The 15,333-nt window shown below is 71.5% G+C and carries 16 protein-coding genes; 7 read left to right on the top strand and 9 right to left on the bottom strand.

The features are described from left to right. The first annotated feature begins 52 nt into the window (after window positions 1–52). Entirely contained in the window at window positions 53–1,027 is a 975-nt protein-coding gene (locus AC5L35_RS29815) for a COX15/CtaA family protein (protein WP_495063042.1), read from the top strand. 48 nt (window positions 1,028–1,075) lie between these two features. On the opposite strand, the gene AC5L35_RS29810 is transcribed toward AC5L35_RS29815, so the two are convergent. Together AC5L35_RS29810 and AC5L35_RS29805 are read right to left on the bottom strand one after the other, a co-directional pair. Next, window positions 1,076–1,405, bottom strand: coding sequence for an amidase family protein (locus AC5L35_RS29810; protein ID WP_495063041.1), 330 nt, complete (start codon window positions 1,403–1,405; stop codon window positions 1,076–1,078). Window positions 1,406–1,692: 287 nt separating this feature from the next. After that, window positions 1,693–2,112, bottom strand: a complete 420-nt coding sequence (locus AC5L35_RS29805) for a DUF1707 SHOCT-like domain-containing protein (RefSeq protein ID WP_495063040.1) — start codon at window positions 2,110–2,112, stop codon at window positions 1,693–1,695. 95 nt (window positions 2,113–2,207) lie between these two features. Here AC5L35_RS29805 and AC5L35_RS29800 point away from each other — a divergent pair, with 95 nt between their 5' ends. Beyond that, a complete protein-coding gene (locus tag AC5L35_RS29800) occupies window positions 2,208–3,131 on the top strand; it encodes a cation diffusion facilitator family transporter (protein ID WP_495063039.1) in 924 nt (307 codons plus the stop codon). Window positions 3,132–3,140: 9 nt separating this feature from the next. Here the strand turns inward: AC5L35_RS29800 and AC5L35_RS29795 are convergent, their stop codons facing one another. The 4 genes from AC5L35_RS29795 to AC5L35_RS29780 form a co-directional block, all read right to left on the bottom strand. After that, the gene (locus AC5L35_RS29795; RefSeq protein ID WP_169393942.1) at window positions 3,141–3,470 is read right to left on the bottom strand and encodes a YnfA family protein; all 330 of its coding nucleotides are present in this window, start codon (window positions 3,468–3,470) and stop codon (window positions 3,141–3,143) included. Between the two features lie 4 nt (window positions 3,471–3,474). Then, window positions 3,475–4,698, bottom strand: a complete 1,224-nt coding sequence (locus AC5L35_RS29790; RefSeq protein WP_495063038.1) for a hypothetical protein — start codon at window positions 4,696–4,698, stop codon at window positions 3,475–3,477. Beyond that, a complete protein-coding gene (locus tag AC5L35_RS29785; protein WP_495063037.1) occupies window positions 4,699–5,604 on the bottom strand; it encodes a hypothetical protein in 906 nt (301 codons plus the stop codon). It lies immediately after the preceding gene. Between the two features lie 168 nt (window positions 5,605–5,772). Beyond that, on the bottom strand, window positions 5,773–6,186 hold the full coding sequence (locus AC5L35_RS29780; RefSeq protein WP_495063036.1) for a hypothetical protein: 414 nt from the start codon (window positions 6,184–6,186) through the stop codon (window positions 5,773–5,775). Between the two features lie 77 nt (window positions 6,187–6,263). Between AC5L35_RS29780 and AC5L35_RS29775 the strand changes: the two genes are divergently transcribed. Continuing rightward, the gene (locus AC5L35_RS29775; protein WP_495063035.1) at window positions 6,264–8,123 is read left to right on the top strand and encodes a S9 family peptidase; all 1,860 of its coding nucleotides are present in this window, start codon (window positions 6,264–6,266) and stop codon (window positions 8,121–8,123) included. Window positions 8,124–8,173: 50 nt separating this feature from the next. On the opposite strand, the gene AC5L35_RS29770 is transcribed toward AC5L35_RS29775, so the two are convergent. Beyond that, window positions 8,174–8,596 carry an organic hydroperoxide resistance protein gene (locus AC5L35_RS29770; RefSeq protein WP_495063034.1) on the bottom strand — a complete coding sequence of 141 codons (423 nt, stop codon included), beginning with the start codon at window positions 8,594–8,596 and terminating at the stop codon, window positions 8,174–8,176. A gap of 133 nt (window positions 8,597–8,729) precedes the next feature. Here AC5L35_RS29770 and AC5L35_RS29765 point away from each other — a divergent pair, with 133 nt between their 5' ends. Further along, complete coding sequence (locus tag AC5L35_RS29765; protein ID WP_495063033.1) at window positions 8,730–9,767, top strand: GNAT family N-acetyltransferase; 1,038 nt, start codon at window positions 8,730–8,732, stop codon at window positions 9,765–9,767. A 53-nt stretch (window positions 9,768–9,820) separates the two neighbouring features. Here AC5L35_RS29765 and AC5L35_RS29760 read toward each other — a convergent pair whose 3' ends face one another. Further along, window positions 9,821–10,906, bottom strand: a complete 1,086-nt coding sequence (locus AC5L35_RS29760; RefSeq protein WP_495063032.1) for an ABC transporter ATP-binding protein — start codon at window positions 10,904–10,906, stop codon at window positions 9,821–9,823. A 248-nt stretch (window positions 10,907–11,154) separates the two neighbouring features. Here AC5L35_RS29760 and AC5L35_RS29755 point away from each other — a divergent pair, with 248 nt between their 5' ends. From AC5L35_RS29755 to AC5L35_RS29745, 3 genes are all read left to right on the top strand, one after another. Next, window positions 11,155–12,540 (top strand): ABC transporter substrate-binding protein, encoded by a 1,386-nt coding sequence (locus tag AC5L35_RS29755; RefSeq protein WP_495063031.1) that lies wholly within the window; start codon window positions 11,155–11,157, stop codon window positions 12,538–12,540. An 82-nt stretch (window positions 12,541–12,622) separates the two neighbouring features. Beyond that, a complete protein-coding gene (locus tag AC5L35_RS29750; protein WP_495063030.1) occupies window positions 12,623–13,591 on the top strand; it encodes a carbohydrate ABC transporter permease in 969 nt (322 codons plus the stop codon). Next, window positions 13,588–14,502, top strand: a complete 915-nt coding sequence (locus AC5L35_RS29745; protein ID WP_495063029.1) for a carbohydrate ABC transporter permease — start codon at window positions 13,588–13,590, stop codon at window positions 14,500–14,502. The genes AC5L35_RS29750 and AC5L35_RS29745 overlap by 4 nt, the downstream gene beginning before the upstream one ends. Window positions 14,503–14,514: 12 nt before the next feature. On the opposite strand, the gene AC5L35_RS29740 is transcribed toward AC5L35_RS29745, so the two are convergent. After that, window positions 14,515–15,309, bottom strand: coding sequence for an SCO4651 family lipoprotein (locus AC5L35_RS29740; RefSeq protein WP_495063028.1), 795 nt, complete (start codon window positions 15,307–15,309; stop codon window positions 14,515–14,517). Between the last annotated feature and the right edge of the window lie 24 nt (window positions 15,310–15,333).

Here is a 15,333-nt window from a genome sequence, read left to right as displayed (position 1 = left end):
GGTTAGCTCTACGTGTTGTAGTAACAGCCCGTAGACGAGCCGGGAGGGCATCGTGACCAGCGCCGACGCAGGGGTGCCGACAGGCGCGGAGGCAGCGCTGCGGCGACTCGCGGTCGCCAACGTGATTGCGCATGTGGTGATCACGGCGACCGGGGCATTCGTCCGCGTGACGGGTTCCGGTCTCGGCTGCCCGACGTGGCCGCAGTGCGACCCGGGGAGCCTGGTGCCGACGCAGCGGGACGACATCGCGCCGGTCATCCAGTGGATCGAGTTCGGCAACCGGCTGCTCGGCACGGTCGTGCTGCTGATCTCGGTCGGTTGCCTCGTCGCGGCGTGGCGGCTCCGGCCGCGTCCCCGGCGGGTGGTGACCCTCGCCGCGATCATGCCGGCCGGGGCGGTGCTGCAGGGCGTCATCGGCGGGTTCACCGTCCTCAACCAGCTGGCCTGGTGGAACGTGATGCTGCATTTCCTGCCGTCGATGCTGCTGATCTGGTTCGCCGTCCAGCTCGTCGTTGCGGTCTTCGACCCGGACGACCCCCAGCGGGCCGCGCTGTCACCGACCGGACGCGCGGTGGCCACGGCGGGGGTCGTGACACTGGGGCTACTCCTGACAGCAGGCACGCTGGTGACCGCAGCAGGCCCGCACGCGGGAGACCCGGCCACCCCGCGGCTGGACGTCCCGGTCGAGGCACTGGCCGGCGTGCACAGTGTTCTCCTGGTGCTCTACCTCGTCCTCCTGGCCGCGCTCGGCGTGACGCTTCGACTCAGCGCCGCCCCGCCCCGTGCGCGCAGGCGTTTCGTCCTGCTGGTCGCCGTCGTGGCAGCCCAGGGGGTGCTCGGGAGCGTCCAGTACGCCGTCGGGGTGCCGGAGGTGCTCGTCCTGCTGCACGTGCTCGGTGCCGCGGCGGTGGTCGCGGCGGCATCGCTGCTGTGGGCGTCGATCGCCGTACCGGTCGGCCAGGACGCCGGTCGGACCGACAGCGGGACCTCGGCGACGTGGTCCGTCCGCGGGGCGGATGAGAGCTGAGTCGCGCTTCACTTACCGGAATGCATGTGGCCACGTCATCGACATGGATCATCTCGGATTGATCGGCGTGCGCATGCCGGAGCGAGCTTCGATGGCCTCGGCGGCTTCCCGGCAGAGATCTTCGCGGTAGCGACCGGCGATGAGCTGCACGCCGACCGGCAGCCCGTCGGCCACGCCCGTGGGCACGGTGATCGATGGGAGGCCGGGTACCGGCACAGCGAGCTGGGTCGACTGCGCGCGCATCTCGTCCTGAAAGGTCGGTACGTCGACCATGTGATCGAGGCGGAACGCCAGTTCGGCGCAGCTGTGGGTGAGGATCAGCGGCCAATCGTCGAGGCAGAGCTGCCGGAGTCTGAGCAACCGCTCGCGCTCCGTCATCGCCTCGACCATGTCCTCCGGCCCGCAGCCCGGAAAGACCTTCAGGAGCCGGCGATGTCGCTGCCCTGGCCGATCGCGCCGATCCCGGCCACGGTCGCAGCGGCGGCCCCGCGTGACCACCTTCGACGGGCTGGGCCATTCCAATTTTCTTGATCGAATCTTCGCCGACGACGTTACTGACGCGGCGACGTTGACTCGCGCCACCCATGTCGATCGATCACCGAAGATCCGTCAATGCGTTCGGCTCACGATCATGACGCGCTTCAACAATTGCGAAGCAATGACGTTCAGCTGCGCCTCGGGCGCCCGATGCCCGACAGGTACAGCACCAGGAGCACGAGACCGGGCGGCAGCACCAGCCACAGCAACCACAGCGAACTGCCGGTGTTCAGTGCGACGAGCCCCCAGATCGACAGGCTGACCGCGGTGAGGCTGGACCAGATGATCGTCAGCACTCGCATGGCGATGCCGCCACCGGTGTCAGAGAAGACGGTGCGACGTCCCGGCTCGGGCGGCAGCGCAGGCAGGTCGGCAGTGACGCGCTCGAGCTCACCCCGGGTGCGGGCGGCCCAGACAGAGCGCACGCGCTCGTCGAACTCGCCGAGGTCCAGCTGGCCGATGTCGTGTGCGCGGCGCAACGAATCTTGCACGTTGCCGCGCTCGACGTCCGATACGCGCATGTCCTCCGGTAGGACGGGCTCCGTCACGCGCGGATGATCGCACGACCTTCCGACAGCGGCGATCACCGATCGGCGGGTGGCCCAGATTGCACTCATGCACACTTCCGCATATGTTGGCGCCCATGGGGGCTGGTCACGGTCACGGTCACGGTGTCGACGCCGGTCAGAGCGCGTCAGGCCGCTATTCACGGCGGTTGGCGATCTCGGTTGTCGTACTCACGGCGTCGCTCGTCCTACAGGTGATTGTCGGGCTTGCCACGTCGTCGCTCGCGCTGCTCTCCGACGCAGGGCACAACTTCACCGATGTGCTCGGCATCGTGATGGCGCTCGCCGCGATCACTGCGGCCCGCGCCTCCCAACGCAACGACCGTCGCACCTTCGGGCTCTACCGCGCCGAGGTGCTCGCCGCACTCGCCAACGCGGTGCTGCTGTTCGGGGTGGCCGCTTGGGTGGTCGTGGAGGCCGTCCACCGGTTCACCGACCCACACGACGTGCCCGGGCTCCCGCTGATGCTCACCGCGCTCGCCGGCCTCGCCGCCAACCTCGTCGTGTTCGGCCTGCTGCGCCAGGGAGCCAAGGAGAGCATCAACCTCCGCGGCGCGTACCTCGAGGTCATCTCCGACACCCTCGGATCCGTCGGTGTGCTCATCGCCGGTCTGGTCATGCTGGTGTGGGGCTGGCCCTACGCCGACCCGATCATCGCGATCGCGATCGGGTTGTTCATCCTGCCGCGTACGTGGTCGCTCGGCCGCCAAGCGGTGCGGATCCTCGTGCAGGCCGCGCCGGCCGACGTCGATGTCGCAGCCATCCGGTCCGAACTCGCCGCCCTCGGCGGCGTGCAGGACGTCCACGACGTCCACGTCTGGACGCTCACATCGGGCATGGAGGTCGGCTCCGCTCACCTCACCGTCGACGCGGAATGTGATCCGGCAGTGGTGCTCACCCAGGCGCAGACACTGCTCGCCGAACGCCACCACATGGAGCACTTCACCCTGCAGGTGGAGCCGCCCGGAGCCCGCACGGGCTGCGCTGAGCTCGCCTGGTGATGCGGCCCGTCAGCGGGGCACGTACATGATCACTGCCACCCCGACGAGGCACAGCGCAGCACCGATGTAGTCGAGGCGGTCCGGGCGGAAGCCGTCCACGAGCATCCCCCACGCCAACGAGCCCGCCACGAAGATCCCGCCGTAGGCGGCGAGGATCCGTCCGAAGTGCGGATCCGGCTGCAGCGTGGCGACGAACCCGTAGGCCCCCAGCGCCAGGACACCGGCCCCGATCCACAGCAGGCCGCGGTGTTCGCGCACCCCTTGCCACACCAGCCACGCGCCGCCGATCTCGGCCACGGCCGCCAGCACGAACAGCAGGATCGACCGCACCACCGTCATCGGGTCAGGAGAGCACGAGCAGGAACAGCCCGGCCATCGTGTAGGCCACCATCAGCAGCACCAACGGCACCTGGTCGGCGAGCCGCCGGTGTTCGGGCAGCAGGGCCACACTGCGGTCGTGCGCCGCGACGACGGCCACGACGTGCCCGATGAGCACCGCGGCGATCTGCACACCCGCCACGACCCCCGGCGCGGGCACGGCGGTGACGGCCCCGAGCTGCGCGCCGCCCAGCTGCGCGAGCCCACGCGGCCCCTCCACCAGCAACAACGTCACGTAGTGGGCGATCGTGTAGCCCGCCGCAATCGGCACGAGGGTGGTCACCAGCGGGCCGGCCAGTGGCCCCGTCGCGGCCCGGTAGAGCCCGGCGACCATCAGTACCAACCCGACGAGCACGAGCGTGTCGAGCACCGGCGGCAGGTCCAGAGCCTGCCACCCCACCCAGCCGCTCAGGCCGTCGAACACGGTGGAGCCCCACCACACCGCGACGAACCCGACGAGCCCCGGCGCCACGGGCACGGCCGCCAGACCACGGAACGGGTTGCGCAGCCCGATCCGGCCGTCGTCCAGCCTGCCGATCGGCGCCAGTGCGCCGGTCAGGGCCGAGTACGTCTCGAACGCGTCGGCCCGGTCGAACCAGCGCTCACCGAACCGCAGGGCAGCCAGCGTGTGCAGGACGGCGTAGCCCAACACGAACGTCGCCACGACGTCCGGCCGGTCCCGGTCGGGCGCCACCAGCTCCAGCCACACGAACACCAGCAGCCCGAGCGCAGCGGGCCAGTAGCCGAGCCGGCCGGGCAACGGCGCGGTCCCGTTCGCGGGGCGGCGCAGGGCCGCCGCGGCGAGGCGGTGCAGCAGCCGCAGCGGGTTCAGCACCCTCCAGACCGGCCCGAACACCAGCGACGCCGGAACGAGCCCCACCCACAGCAGCACGTAGAGGGCACGCGGAGCCGGGTTGGCGTCCGGATCCTGCGGGCCGGCGAACCCGTAGGCGACGATCGCGGTCGCAGCCACCAACGTTGCCGCCTGGAGCACGCGCCGCAGCCAGGACGAGTCCAGTGCGGCGGGCAGCGGCCGTCCGGTCACCGGGCCGGTGAACCGCGGGCGCTTCCACAGCAACGCCACCGCCAGGAACGACACCAGCACGACGACGCCGCCGGTCTGCAGCACGACCTCGCCGTCGAGCGGCAGTCCCTCCACTCCCCCGATGCCGTGCGCGAGCACCACCATCTACGCCGCCGGGACGGGCCCGCGCCGCAGCAGCGCCATCCCCGCGACGACGACGCCCAGCCCGCCGCCGAGAGTCAGCGCCACGAGCGCGCGGTCGAGATCCGCGCCCCAGTCGAACGGCACCACGGCGTCGACGAGGGTGAAGGCGTCCACCGGCGTGATGACGATCGCGAACAGGCCGCCCGCGGCGACGCACAAGAGCGGGCCGGCGCTGTGGCCACGCATCGTCAGCCACGCCCCCACGGCGCCGAGCGGCCAGCCGAGCAGCGCGTAACCGGCGGCGCTGAGCAGCATCAACGGGTACGGCTGGTCCTCGGGAACCCCGGCGGAACCGAACACGTGCAGCAGGTGGGCACCGATCACCACCACCGTCCCCCCGGCGAGCACGATCCGGCTCCACCGCCGTCCCGCCCCGAGGATCCCCGCCACGGCGGGGACGGCCAGCGCGACAACGGCGAGCCCGATCCACAGCGCGGTCGCCGGAGGCGGAGGCCAGAACTGCTCACCGCGTACCGCCACCGTGGTGCCGCCCACCCGCAGCGGAACGGTCCAGGCCGACCGGTCGCCATCCGCCCGCCCGCCGGCCGCGGCGGTGGTGACCCGGGGATCGCTCCAGTAGGCCACCCCGCCCGGGGCGACGACCGGCAGCGCGGCAGGCGGGGAACCGGGCAGCGGGTCGACGACGACCACGTCGCCCGTGCCGTTCTCCACCCGCAGCCGGGCGCCGAACTCCACGGCGCGCACCTGAAGCCCCGGGACCGGCGGTTCGATCGCGACCACCCGGGCCTCACTGGTGGCCGACGACAGGCCCCCCGCATGCGCATGGGCAGGCGTCGCGCCTCCGGGCAGCAGGAGAGCCGTCATCGTGACGAGAAGGAGCAACCGCATGATCCAGACCCCCGCCACGCATTCACCCTACGAGCCCGCGCTTCCCGGCCCGCGGGTCCCCAGGACCGCCGCGCACCGGGTTCGGGAGGGCCGCCGGTCCGGGCGACTCGCGCACACGGTTCGGGCGACTCGCGGGCACGGTTCGGGCGACTCGCGGGACGGGGGCGGGGGCGGGGGCGGGGGGTGTCAGGAGACCTGGAGCTGCGTCAGGGGGAGGCTGCGCTGCTCCAGTTCCACGTCGAACACGCCCGGCAGGTCGGCCACGAAGCGGAGGGTGGCGGTGGCGCCCGCCGTGACGTAGGTCTTCCGGTCGTATCCGTGCAGGTGCACCTCGTCGGCCACGTCACTGGCCACCACGACCTCGACGGTGGACCCGAGTGGCACCGCGAACCGCTGCACGCCGCCGGTGACCGTTCCGCCGGCGACGGCCACCTCCACCCGCTGCACGCCGTCGGCCGTGACGGCGGGGGCGGCCGGGCCGGCCCCCGCGCTCCCACATCCCCCGATGGCGAGTGCGGCCGCCACGAGCGTCGCGGCCAGGGCCAGGCCGGAACGCCGGCTGCCGGTGGTGGAGGTCGCGGTCGCCGCCAGGGTGCGCACGCTCGGATTGAACCCGTGTTCCCCGAAGCCGCTGCCGGCACCCCGGCGACCGGCCTCCGTGCGGCAGGATCGGCGTCGTGACCGAGCACCCTTCCGCCCCCGTCCCCGACCGGCTCTTCGACGACGAGCGTGAGCAGCGGTGGAGGGCCCGGTTCACCGCGACCCGGATGTCGCGGCCTGCCTGGGCGCGGGACGCGCCCGACCGGTCGGTGTACACGTCGAACTCGAGTGGGACCACGGAGGTCTACGTCTGGGACCGCTCGACGGACACGCACCGGCAGGTGACCGACCGGCGCAGCGGCACCCACTCGGCGACCCTCCCGCCGGACGGCGCGGTCGTGTGGTGGTTCGCCGACACCGACGGCGACGAGTTCGGGCACTGGGTCACCGAGCCGTTCGCCGGGCTCCCCGACGGCGATGCCGCCCAACCGGCGCTGCCCGGCGTCGAGGACGGCTACCCCGCCGGCCTGGAGATCGGCCGGGCCGTGGTGGCCGTCGGCACCTCCACCGACCACGGCACGAAGATCTGGCTGCGCCGCGGCGACGAACCCTCCGAGGTGGTCTACACCCACGCGGAGGACGCCGGCGTGGGTGCCCTGTCCGAGGACGAGACGCTGCTCGCGATCAGCCACTCCGAGCACGGCGACTCCCGCCACCCCGCCGTGCGGGTCGTCCGGGTGTCCGACGGCACCGCGGTGGCCGAGAAGTCCGACGGCGAGGGCAAGGGCCTCACCCCGCTGGTGTTCGCCCCGCTGCCCGGCGACGGGCGGCTGCTCCTGCTGCACGAGCGGCACGGCCGCGAGGAGCTGCTGGTCTGGGACGTGCTCGCCGGCACCGAGAAGGAGCTGTCGCTCGGCCTGCCCGGCGAGCTGGACGCCGACTTCCACCCCGACGGTCGCCACCTGCTGGTCTGGCACACGTACGCGGCCCGCACCCGGCTGCACCGCTACGACCTGGACACCGGCGAGCTGACGGAGCTGCCCGTGGCGCCGGGATGTGTGGGCTCGGCCGAGTTCCGCCCGGACGGCACGGTGGAGTACACCTGCTCGTCGGCGGCGGAACCGGCCACGGTGCGCGCCCTGCACCCCGACGGCACCGACCGGGTGCTCCTCACTCCCCCGGGCGAGCCTGCACCGGGGTCGGTGCCCGTCGAGGACCTCTGGGTGGACGGTCCCGGCGGCCGGGTGCACGCGCTGCTCGCGCGCCCGGCCGGGGTGGACGGTCCGGCGCCCACGGTGGTGAGCCTGCACGGCGGCCCCCATGCGGCCGACGAGGACCGGTTCAGCGCGGCCCGTGCGGCGTGGGTGGACGCCGGGTTCCTCGTGGTGGAGGTGAACTACCGCGGCTCGACGGGGTACGGCTCGGCCTGGCGCGACGCGATCGAGGGCAGGCCGGGACTGACGGAGCTGGAGGACGTGGCCGCGGTGCTCGACCACTGCGTCGCCGCCGGGCTCGCCGACGAGAAGCGCTGCGTGGTGGAGGGCTGGTCGTGGGGCGGCTACCTCGCGCTGCTGGCGGCAGGCACCCAGCCGGAGCGCTGGGCGGCGGCGATCGCGGGGGTGCCCGTGGCCGACTACCTCACCGCGTACGCCGACGAGATGGAACAGCTGCGCGCGTTCGACCGGGCCCTGTTCGGCGGGTCGCCGCAGGAGCGGCCGGAGACCTACCGGGCCTCGTCACCGCTGACCTACGTGGACGAGGTGCGGGCGCCCGTGCTCGTGCTGGCGGGGGAGAACGACCCGCGGTGCCCGATCCAGCAGGTGGACAACTACCTGGACGCGCTCGCCGCGCGGAGTCCCGGTGGAGCGGCCGTGGGCAACGGCGAGGTCACCTACGAGGTGAGCCGTTTCGACGCAGGCCACGGCTCGCTGGTCGTGGACGAGACGCTGCGCCACATCGCCACGGAGATCGGCTTCGCTCTGCGCGCGGTGAGGTGACGCGCGTGCGCGGATACGGGTGCCGCAGCAGGCGTATCCGCGCACAGGGGTCAGACGGTCGCGTTCAGCTGGACGTCCACGTTGCCGCGGGTGGCCTTCGAGTACGGGCACAGCTGGTGCGCGGCCTGCACGACCTCGTCGGCCGTGGCCTGGTCGAGTCCGGGCAGGTGGGCGGTGAGGATGACGTTGATCGCCATGCTGGTGTCGTCGCGGCCGATGCCGACGGCGGCGTCGACGGTGGCGTCGTCGCTGACCTGCACGCCCTTGTTCTTGGCGGCGAGACGCATCGCACCGTGGAAGCAGGCGGCGTAGCCGGCGGCGAAGAGCTGCTCGGGGTTGGTGGCGCCACCCGGGCCTCCGAGCTCCTTGGGCGCCTTCAGCTCCTGGTCGATGATGCCGTCCGAGGAGCGGACGTGACCGGTGCGGCCGGTGCCGGTGGAGGTCGCCTCAGCGGTGTAAAGGGGTTCTGGCATGTCAAGCCTTCCGTCGGGGGAGATGTGTCGTGCCCAACGTATCTCCCGGGATCCGGCTCTGTCATGGTCCGGTAGCAGACCCGAAACATCTCAGGGGAACCCTGGGTGGTCGATCCCCGAGGAGGTGGAGCACGTGGCGCTCTGGCGAGTGCACGTTCAGCTGGAGGACCGGCCCGGCCGCCTCGGCGAGCTGGCCACGGCGGTGGGTGCCGCCGGCTGCAACATCATCTCGCTGCACGTCGTCGGCGAGCCCGCCGACGACGGCTCGATCACCGACGAGCTACTCGTCAAGGTGCCGGAGTCGGCCGATCCGGCCATGCTCGTGGAGGCGGTGGAGAGCGCCGGCATCCCGTGCACCCTCCTGGTGCGCGCCGACGCCACCGAGCTCTCCGACCCCGCCACCACGGCGCTGGCACTGGCCCGGATGGTCGCGGCCGACCCGGGCAGCGCGCCCCGTGCCGTGGCCACCATGCTGCGCGCCCGGCTGGTCGACCCGGCGGCCGAGGACCACGGGGGGCACACCCACGTCATCAGGGTGGGCGCGCAGCAGCTGCGCCTCGGGCGGGCCTGGCCGTTCACCGCCACCGAGCTCTCCCGGGCAGCGGCGCTGCTGGAGCTCGCCACGCAGCTGGCCATGCGTGCTCCGGCCCGATCGGGGTCACCCGAACAGATCCTGCTGCTGCGCGACGGCTCCCAGGTGCGCATGCGCCCGGCGGAATCCGCCGATGCGCCACTGGTCGCAGCGCTGCACGCGCGCTGCGCCCCGGAGTCGCGGCGGTCCCGGTTCCTCAGCCCCACACGGCAGCTCGCCCCCGGTGAGCTGGAGGTCCTCCTCGGCGAGGCGTCCGGATCCGGCCGAGCCGTGCTCGCGGTCACCGCCGACGGCGGGAGCGCCGTCGGGATCGCGAACCTCGACGGCGACGGGCTCGGCTCGGTGCGCGCCGCCGTGCTGGTGGAGGACGCCTGGCAGGGCCGGGGACTGGGCACAGCGCTGCTGCGCAGGATCGCCGAGATGGCCGTGGAGCAGGGGGAGGCCGAGCTGACCGGCGTCGCCCGTCCGGACGACCTGGGCGTCACCCGGCTGCTGCGCCGCGCGGGCCTGCGCCCGTCGGCGGAGATCGTGGACGGCGAGGTGCGGCTGCGCGCCCCGCTGCCCGCACCGGTCGCCTGAACGCCGAGCGGCCCCGGGACCAGCTGGTCCCGGGGCCGCTCGGCGTGGCTCACTCACATCTCGATGCGTTCCCCGGTGTCGCCGGCGAACAGGTGCAGAGCGCCCTCACGGGGCGCGAGGTGCAGCACCGCGCCCTTGCTGGGCGGGTTACGCCCGTCGACACGCGCGATGACCGGGCGGCGCTCGCCGCCCACCTCGGTGCTGCCGTAGACGTAGGCGTCGGCGCCGAGCTCCTCGACGACGTCCACCTCCGTGAGCAGGCCCGCACCGCTCTCGACGATGTCCATGTCCTCGGGACGCACGCCGACCGTGACCGACCGGGTGGCCCCGACGGCGTCGGCGGCCTGCCGCGGCACGCGGAGGTCGGCGCCGCCGAAGTGCAGCACGTCACCGTCGACGTCCACCGGGAGCAGGTTCATCGCGGGCGAGCCGATGAACCCGGCGACGAACACGTTCTTCGGCGCGTCGTACATCTCGCGCGGGGTGCCGACCTGCTGCAGGATCCCGTCCTTCAGCACCGCGACCCGGTCGCCCATCGTCATGGCCTCGACCTGGTCGTGGGTGACGTAGACGGTGGTGGTGCCGAGCCGGCGCTGCAACGAGGCGATCTGGGTGCGGGTGGAGACGCGCAGCTTGGCGTCCAGGTTGGACAGCGGCTCGTCCATGCAGAACACCTGCGGCTGGCGCACGATCGCGCGGCCCATGGCGACGCGCTGGCGCTGACCACCGGACAGCGCCTTGGGACGCCGCTCCAGGTAGTCCACGAGGTCGAGGATCTTCGCCGCCTCGAGCACCCGCTCCTGGATCGCGGCCTTCGACTGGCCGGCGATCTTGAGCGCGAAGCCCATGTTCTCGGCGACTGTCATGTGCGGGTAGAGCGCGTAGTTCTGGAAGACCATCGCGATGTCGCGGTCCTTCGGGGGAACGCGCGTGACGTCGCGGCCGCCGATGTGGATGGATCCCTTGTCGATGTCCTCCAGCCCGGCGAGCATCCGGAGGGCCGTGGACTTGCCGGAACCGGAAGGGCCGACCAGGACGAGGAACTCCCCGTCGGCGACCTCCAGGTCGAGCGAGTCGACCGCGGGAACGGTGGAGCCGGGGTAGATCCGACTCGCGCTGTCATAGGTCACAGCAGCCATGCTGTGCTCCTTCCACCGGCAGGAACGTGCCGGACGATCCGAGTGTGAGGGAGTAGCAGCGGAAGACTGTCATGTAGATCGTGTTTCGGACAGACCTACTACTCTCCGTATCCATCCAATCCACACGGTGAGGTTACGGGATCGTTACTACGAGCTGTTGCTCGTAGTACTGCGCAACCGCTTCCATGGCGAATTGCACGGCGCGGGCCCCGCGTCCGTTTCATCCCCGATGAGGTGGAGTTGTGGCGATGCCTGCTGTGCCAACGAGAAGGCCGACACGCGCGGCCGGAGTCGCGAGTGGCGTCCTCGCCCTCGCTCTCGTGGTCGCCGGATGCGGCGGCAGCAACGTCGCGGGAAGTGGTCCCAGCGGGCCTGCCCCGGAGTGCGGCGCCTACACCCAGTACGGGGACCTGAACGGCAAGACGGTCACCGTCTACACCTCGATCGTCGCCCCCGAGGACCAGCCGCACATCGACTCGTACAAGGCGTTCGAGCAGTGCACCGGGGCCAAGATCGTGTACGAGGGCTCGAAGGAGTTCGAGGCCCAGCTTCCCGTGCGGGTGCAGGCCGGTAGCCCGCCGGACATCGCCTACGTTCCCCAGCCCGGCCTCCTGGCCACGCTCGTGCGGCAGACGGGCGCGGTGAAGCCCGCTCCGGCAGGCGTCGCCGCCAACGTGGACCAGTACTACCCCGAGACGTTCAAGTCGGCGGGCAGCGTCGACGGCACCCTCTACGCCGCACCGCTGGGCGCCAACGTGAAGTCGTTCGTCTGGTACTCACCGAAGGCGTTCCAGGCCAAGGGCTACACCGTGCCCACCACCTGGGCCGAGATGACCGCCCTGTCGGACCGGATCGTGGCCGAGGGCGGCAAGCCCTGGTGCGCCGGGATCGGTTCCGGCGAGGCCACGGGCTGGCCGCTCACCGACTGGCTCGAGGACGTGATGCTGCGGGAGAACGGCCCGCAGGTCTACGACCAGTGGGTCACCCACGCCATCCCGTTCAACGGGCCGCAGGTGAGCGCGGCGCTCGACCGCGTCGGTTCGGTGCTCAAGAACCCGGCCTACGTCAACGGCGGCCTCGGCGACGTCTCCTCGATCGCCACCACCACGTTCCAGGACGCGGGCCTGCCGATCCTCGACGAGACCTGCTACCTGCACCGGCAGGCCAACTTCTACGCGGCGAACTTCCCCGAGGGCACCGACATCTCCGAGAACGGCGATGTCTTCGCGTTCGAGCTCCCGTCGATCAACCCGGCCACGCCCCAGACCATCCTCGTCGGCGCCGAGTTCGTGGCGGCGTTCTCCGACCGGCCCGAGGTCCAGGCCTTCCAGGCCTACCTGTCCTCGCCGGAGTGGGCCAACGAGAAGGCCAAGGCAGGCACGGCGCTCGGGCAGAGCGGCTGGGTGAGCGCCAACACCGGCCTCGACGTCAACAACCTGGCCAGCCCGATCGACCGGTTCAGCGCCGAGATCCTGCAGGACGAGGGCAACACGTTCCGGTTCGACGGGTCGGACCTCATGCCCGGAGCCGTCGGCTCCGCGACGTTCTGGCGGGGCATGACCGACTGGATCACGGGGACGAGCACGGCCGACGCACTGACGTTCATCGAGCAGTCCTGGCCGGCCGGCCAGTAGGGCTCCACTCCGCTGTGCCGGGGGCGGGTGCGGACCGCCCGACCCCTGGTCTTCCCCTCGGCACGTTCGGAGGTGAGCGGGCTTGACCCTGCTCGACAAGCTCGTCCAACTCCTGGTCGCCGTGGCCGTGTTCGCCGCCGTGGTCGGCGTGGTGCTGCTCGTGGCCGGCCGCGGGAAGGGGTACCGCTCCGAGAAGGTCGCCGGTTTCGCGTTCGCGGCCCCGGCGATCCTGCTGCTGATCGTCGGGCTGCTGTACCCGGCAGCCCGCACCGCGGTGCAGTCACTCCTCGACGCCCGCAGTGCGGGCTTCGTCGGCCTGGACAACTACGTACGGATCTTCACCCAGCCCGACCTGCTTCTCGTCCTGCGCAACACGGTGCTCTGGGTCGTGGTCACCCCGATCCTCGCCACGGCCACCGGGCTGGTCTACGCGGTGCTGGTGGACCGCACGCGCTTCGAGTCGTTCGCCAAGGCGCTGATCTTCCTGCCGATGGCGATCTCGTTCGTCGGAGCGTCGATCATCTGGAAGTTCGTCTACGAGTACCGGCCGAACCAGCAGAACATCCAGCAGACCGGGCTGGTCAACCAGTTCCTCGTCTGGCTCGGGTTCGAGCCGGTCAACCTCATCCTGCAGCAGCCCTGGAACAACCTGTTGCTGATCGTGGTGATGATCTGGATCCAGGCCGGGTTCGCGATGACCATCCTGTCCGCCGCGATCAAGGCCATCCCGAGCGACGTCGTCGAGGCCGCACGGCTCGACGGGGTCGGCGGGGTGCGCCTGTTCTGGTACATCACCCTGCCCAGCATCCGGCCGGCCGTGGTCGTGGTGGTCACCGCGATCAGCATCGCCGTGCTCAAGGTCTTCGACATCGTCCGCACCATGACCGGCGGGCAGTTCGGCACCAGCGTGGTGGCCAACGAGTTCTACGTGCAGAGCTTCCGGCTCTCCGACCTGGGCATGGGCTCCGCCCTCGCCATGCTGCTGTTCCTCCTGGTGGTGCCGATCGTCGTCTACAACGTCCGGCAGATGCGGAAGGCGAACGCGCGATGACCCTGCTGGACACCCGGGACGAGGCGACGACCGGCATCGTCACGGCAGCGACGACGCGGACGGCGACGGCACGCAGCCGGCTGTCGTCGCGGTGGGCGTCGCTCGCGGCCCTCGTGATCGCCGTCCTGTGGACGATCCCGACGTTCGGACTCTTCCTCTCCTCGTTCCGCCCCGAGCGCGACGTGCAGCGCACCGGCTGGTGGACGTTCTTCGCCCACCCGGCCATCACCTTCGACAACTACGCCGAGGTGCTCTTCGGCGGCAGCCAGCCACTCATCGGCTACGTCGCGAACTCGGTGCTGATCACGCTGCCGTCGGTGGCCATCCCGATCGTGCTGGCCACGCTGGCGGCGTACGGGTTCGCCTGGACGACGTTCCCCCTGCGCGACACGCTCTTCGTGGCGATCTTCGCGCTGCAGATCGTGCCGCTGCAGGTGACGCTGCTGCCGCTGCTGGAGATCTTCGTGGGCAGCGGCCTCAACAACACGTTCTGGACGGTGTGGATCGCGCACTCGACGTTCGCGCTGCCGCTGGCGATCTTCCTGCTGCACAACGCCATGCGTGAGATCCCGACCGAACTCGTGGAGGCCGCGCGCGTGGACGGCGCGGGCCACGTGCGCATCTTCACCACGATCATGCTGCCGCTGCTGAAGCCGGCGATCGCGGCGTTCGCCGTGTTCCAGTTCCTCTGGGTGTGGAACGACCTGCTGGTGGCGCTCGTGTTCGCGGGTGGAACGTCCGATGTGGCGCCGCTGACGGTGCGGGTGGCCGAGCTCGCCGGCACCCGGGGTGCCGACTGGCACCTGCTCGCCGCCGGCGCGTTCGTCTCGATCGTCATCCCGCTGCTGGTCTTCCTCGGGCTGCAGCGCTACTTCGTGCGCGGCCTGCTCGCGGGAAGCGTCAAGGGCTGAGCGCCTGCGCTGTCAGCGCCCGCCGGCCGGTCCCTGCACCGTGGCCGGGTCCGGCCGTTCCACGGTGACGGGCACGCCGAAGTCGAAGTACTCCGAGACGACGTTCATCGAGCTGACGGTGCCGCCCTGGTTCATCGTCATCTGCATCTGGAGCTTCCGGACGCGACCCTCCTGGTCCACGTAGAGGTCACCCGGAATCGGTCCGCCACTCTGCAGCGCGGCCGCCGAGTCGCCCGGCATACCCGAGGCCGACGCCAGCGCCGCGGGGTCGATGGTGAAGGCCACGTGGCGCACCTCCGTGCCCCGCAACTGCTCGGTGCCGACCATCCGGACGTCGTCGGAGACCTTCTGCAGGGTGGCGAGCTGCTGGGCGGGGTCGTACTGCTGGCCGCTGACCGCGGTGCCCTCGGTCTGCGTCCGCGCCCAACCGCCCTCCCCGGGAAGCCGCGTGTAGAAGGTGGCGCCGTCGATGATCACGTCGACGGTGCCGGGGCCCGTGCCGGGACCGGCGGTGGTCATGGCGAGGTCGCCGATCTTCCGGTCGAAGTCGTAGGTGCCCGACCCGCTGACGGTGCTCTGCTGCCCGGCCGTCTCGACATTCATCTGGAGCTCGTACCGCGCCGTGCCGGCCGCGACGGTGGCCTCGGACGCGGCCGCAAGGAGCTCGGCGGCCCCGGCGTCCTCGGCGACGGCCGCGGGGTTCTGGGCCGCCGGGGGGGCGGCGGGGGTCCCGCTGCACCCCGCGAGGAGCGCGATCGCGACGACACCCGCTCCGACCAGTGATCCGCTGCGCTTCGATCCGGACAAGGGTCCTCCTCGACGTGAGGGGGC

The organism is Pseudonocardia sp. OZ21 (assembly GCF_059359135.1).
This window is presented reverse-complemented; position numbering and strand designations above follow the sequence as displayed.

Excerpts from the sequence above, each read along its gene's own strand:
- AC5L35_RS29790 (WP_495063038.1), bottom strand. The coding sequence starts at position 4,698 with ATGGTGGTGCTCGCGCACGGCATCGGGGGAGTGGAGGGACTGCCGCTC.
- AC5L35_RS29810 (WP_495063041.1), bottom strand. The coding sequence starts at position 1,405 with ATGACGGAGCGCGAGCGGTTGCTCAGACTCCGGCAGCTCTGCCTCGAC.
- AC5L35_RS29760 (WP_495063032.1), bottom strand. The coding sequence starts at position 10,906 with ATGGCTGCTGTGACCTATGACAGCGCGAGTCGGATCTACCCCGGCTCC.
- AC5L35_RS29800 (WP_495063039.1), top strand. The coding sequence starts at position 2,208 with ATGGGGGCTGGTCACGGTCACGGTCACGGTGTCGACGCCGGTCAGAGC.
- AC5L35_RS29745 (WP_495063029.1), top strand. The coding sequence starts at position 13,588 with ATGACCCTGCTGGACACCCGGGACGAGGCGACGACCGGCATCGTCACG.
- AC5L35_RS29755 (WP_495063031.1), top strand. The coding sequence starts at position 11,155 with ATGCCTGCTGTGCCAACGAGAAGGCCGACACGCGCGGCCGGAGTCGCG.
- AC5L35_RS29770 (WP_495063034.1), bottom strand. The coding sequence starts at position 8,596 with ATGCCAGAACCCCTTTACACCGCTGAGGCGACCTCCACCGGCACCGGC.
- AC5L35_RS29795 (WP_169393942.1), bottom strand. The coding sequence starts at position 3,470 with ATGACGGTGGTGCGGTCGATCCTGCTGTTCGTGCTGGCGGCCGTGGCC.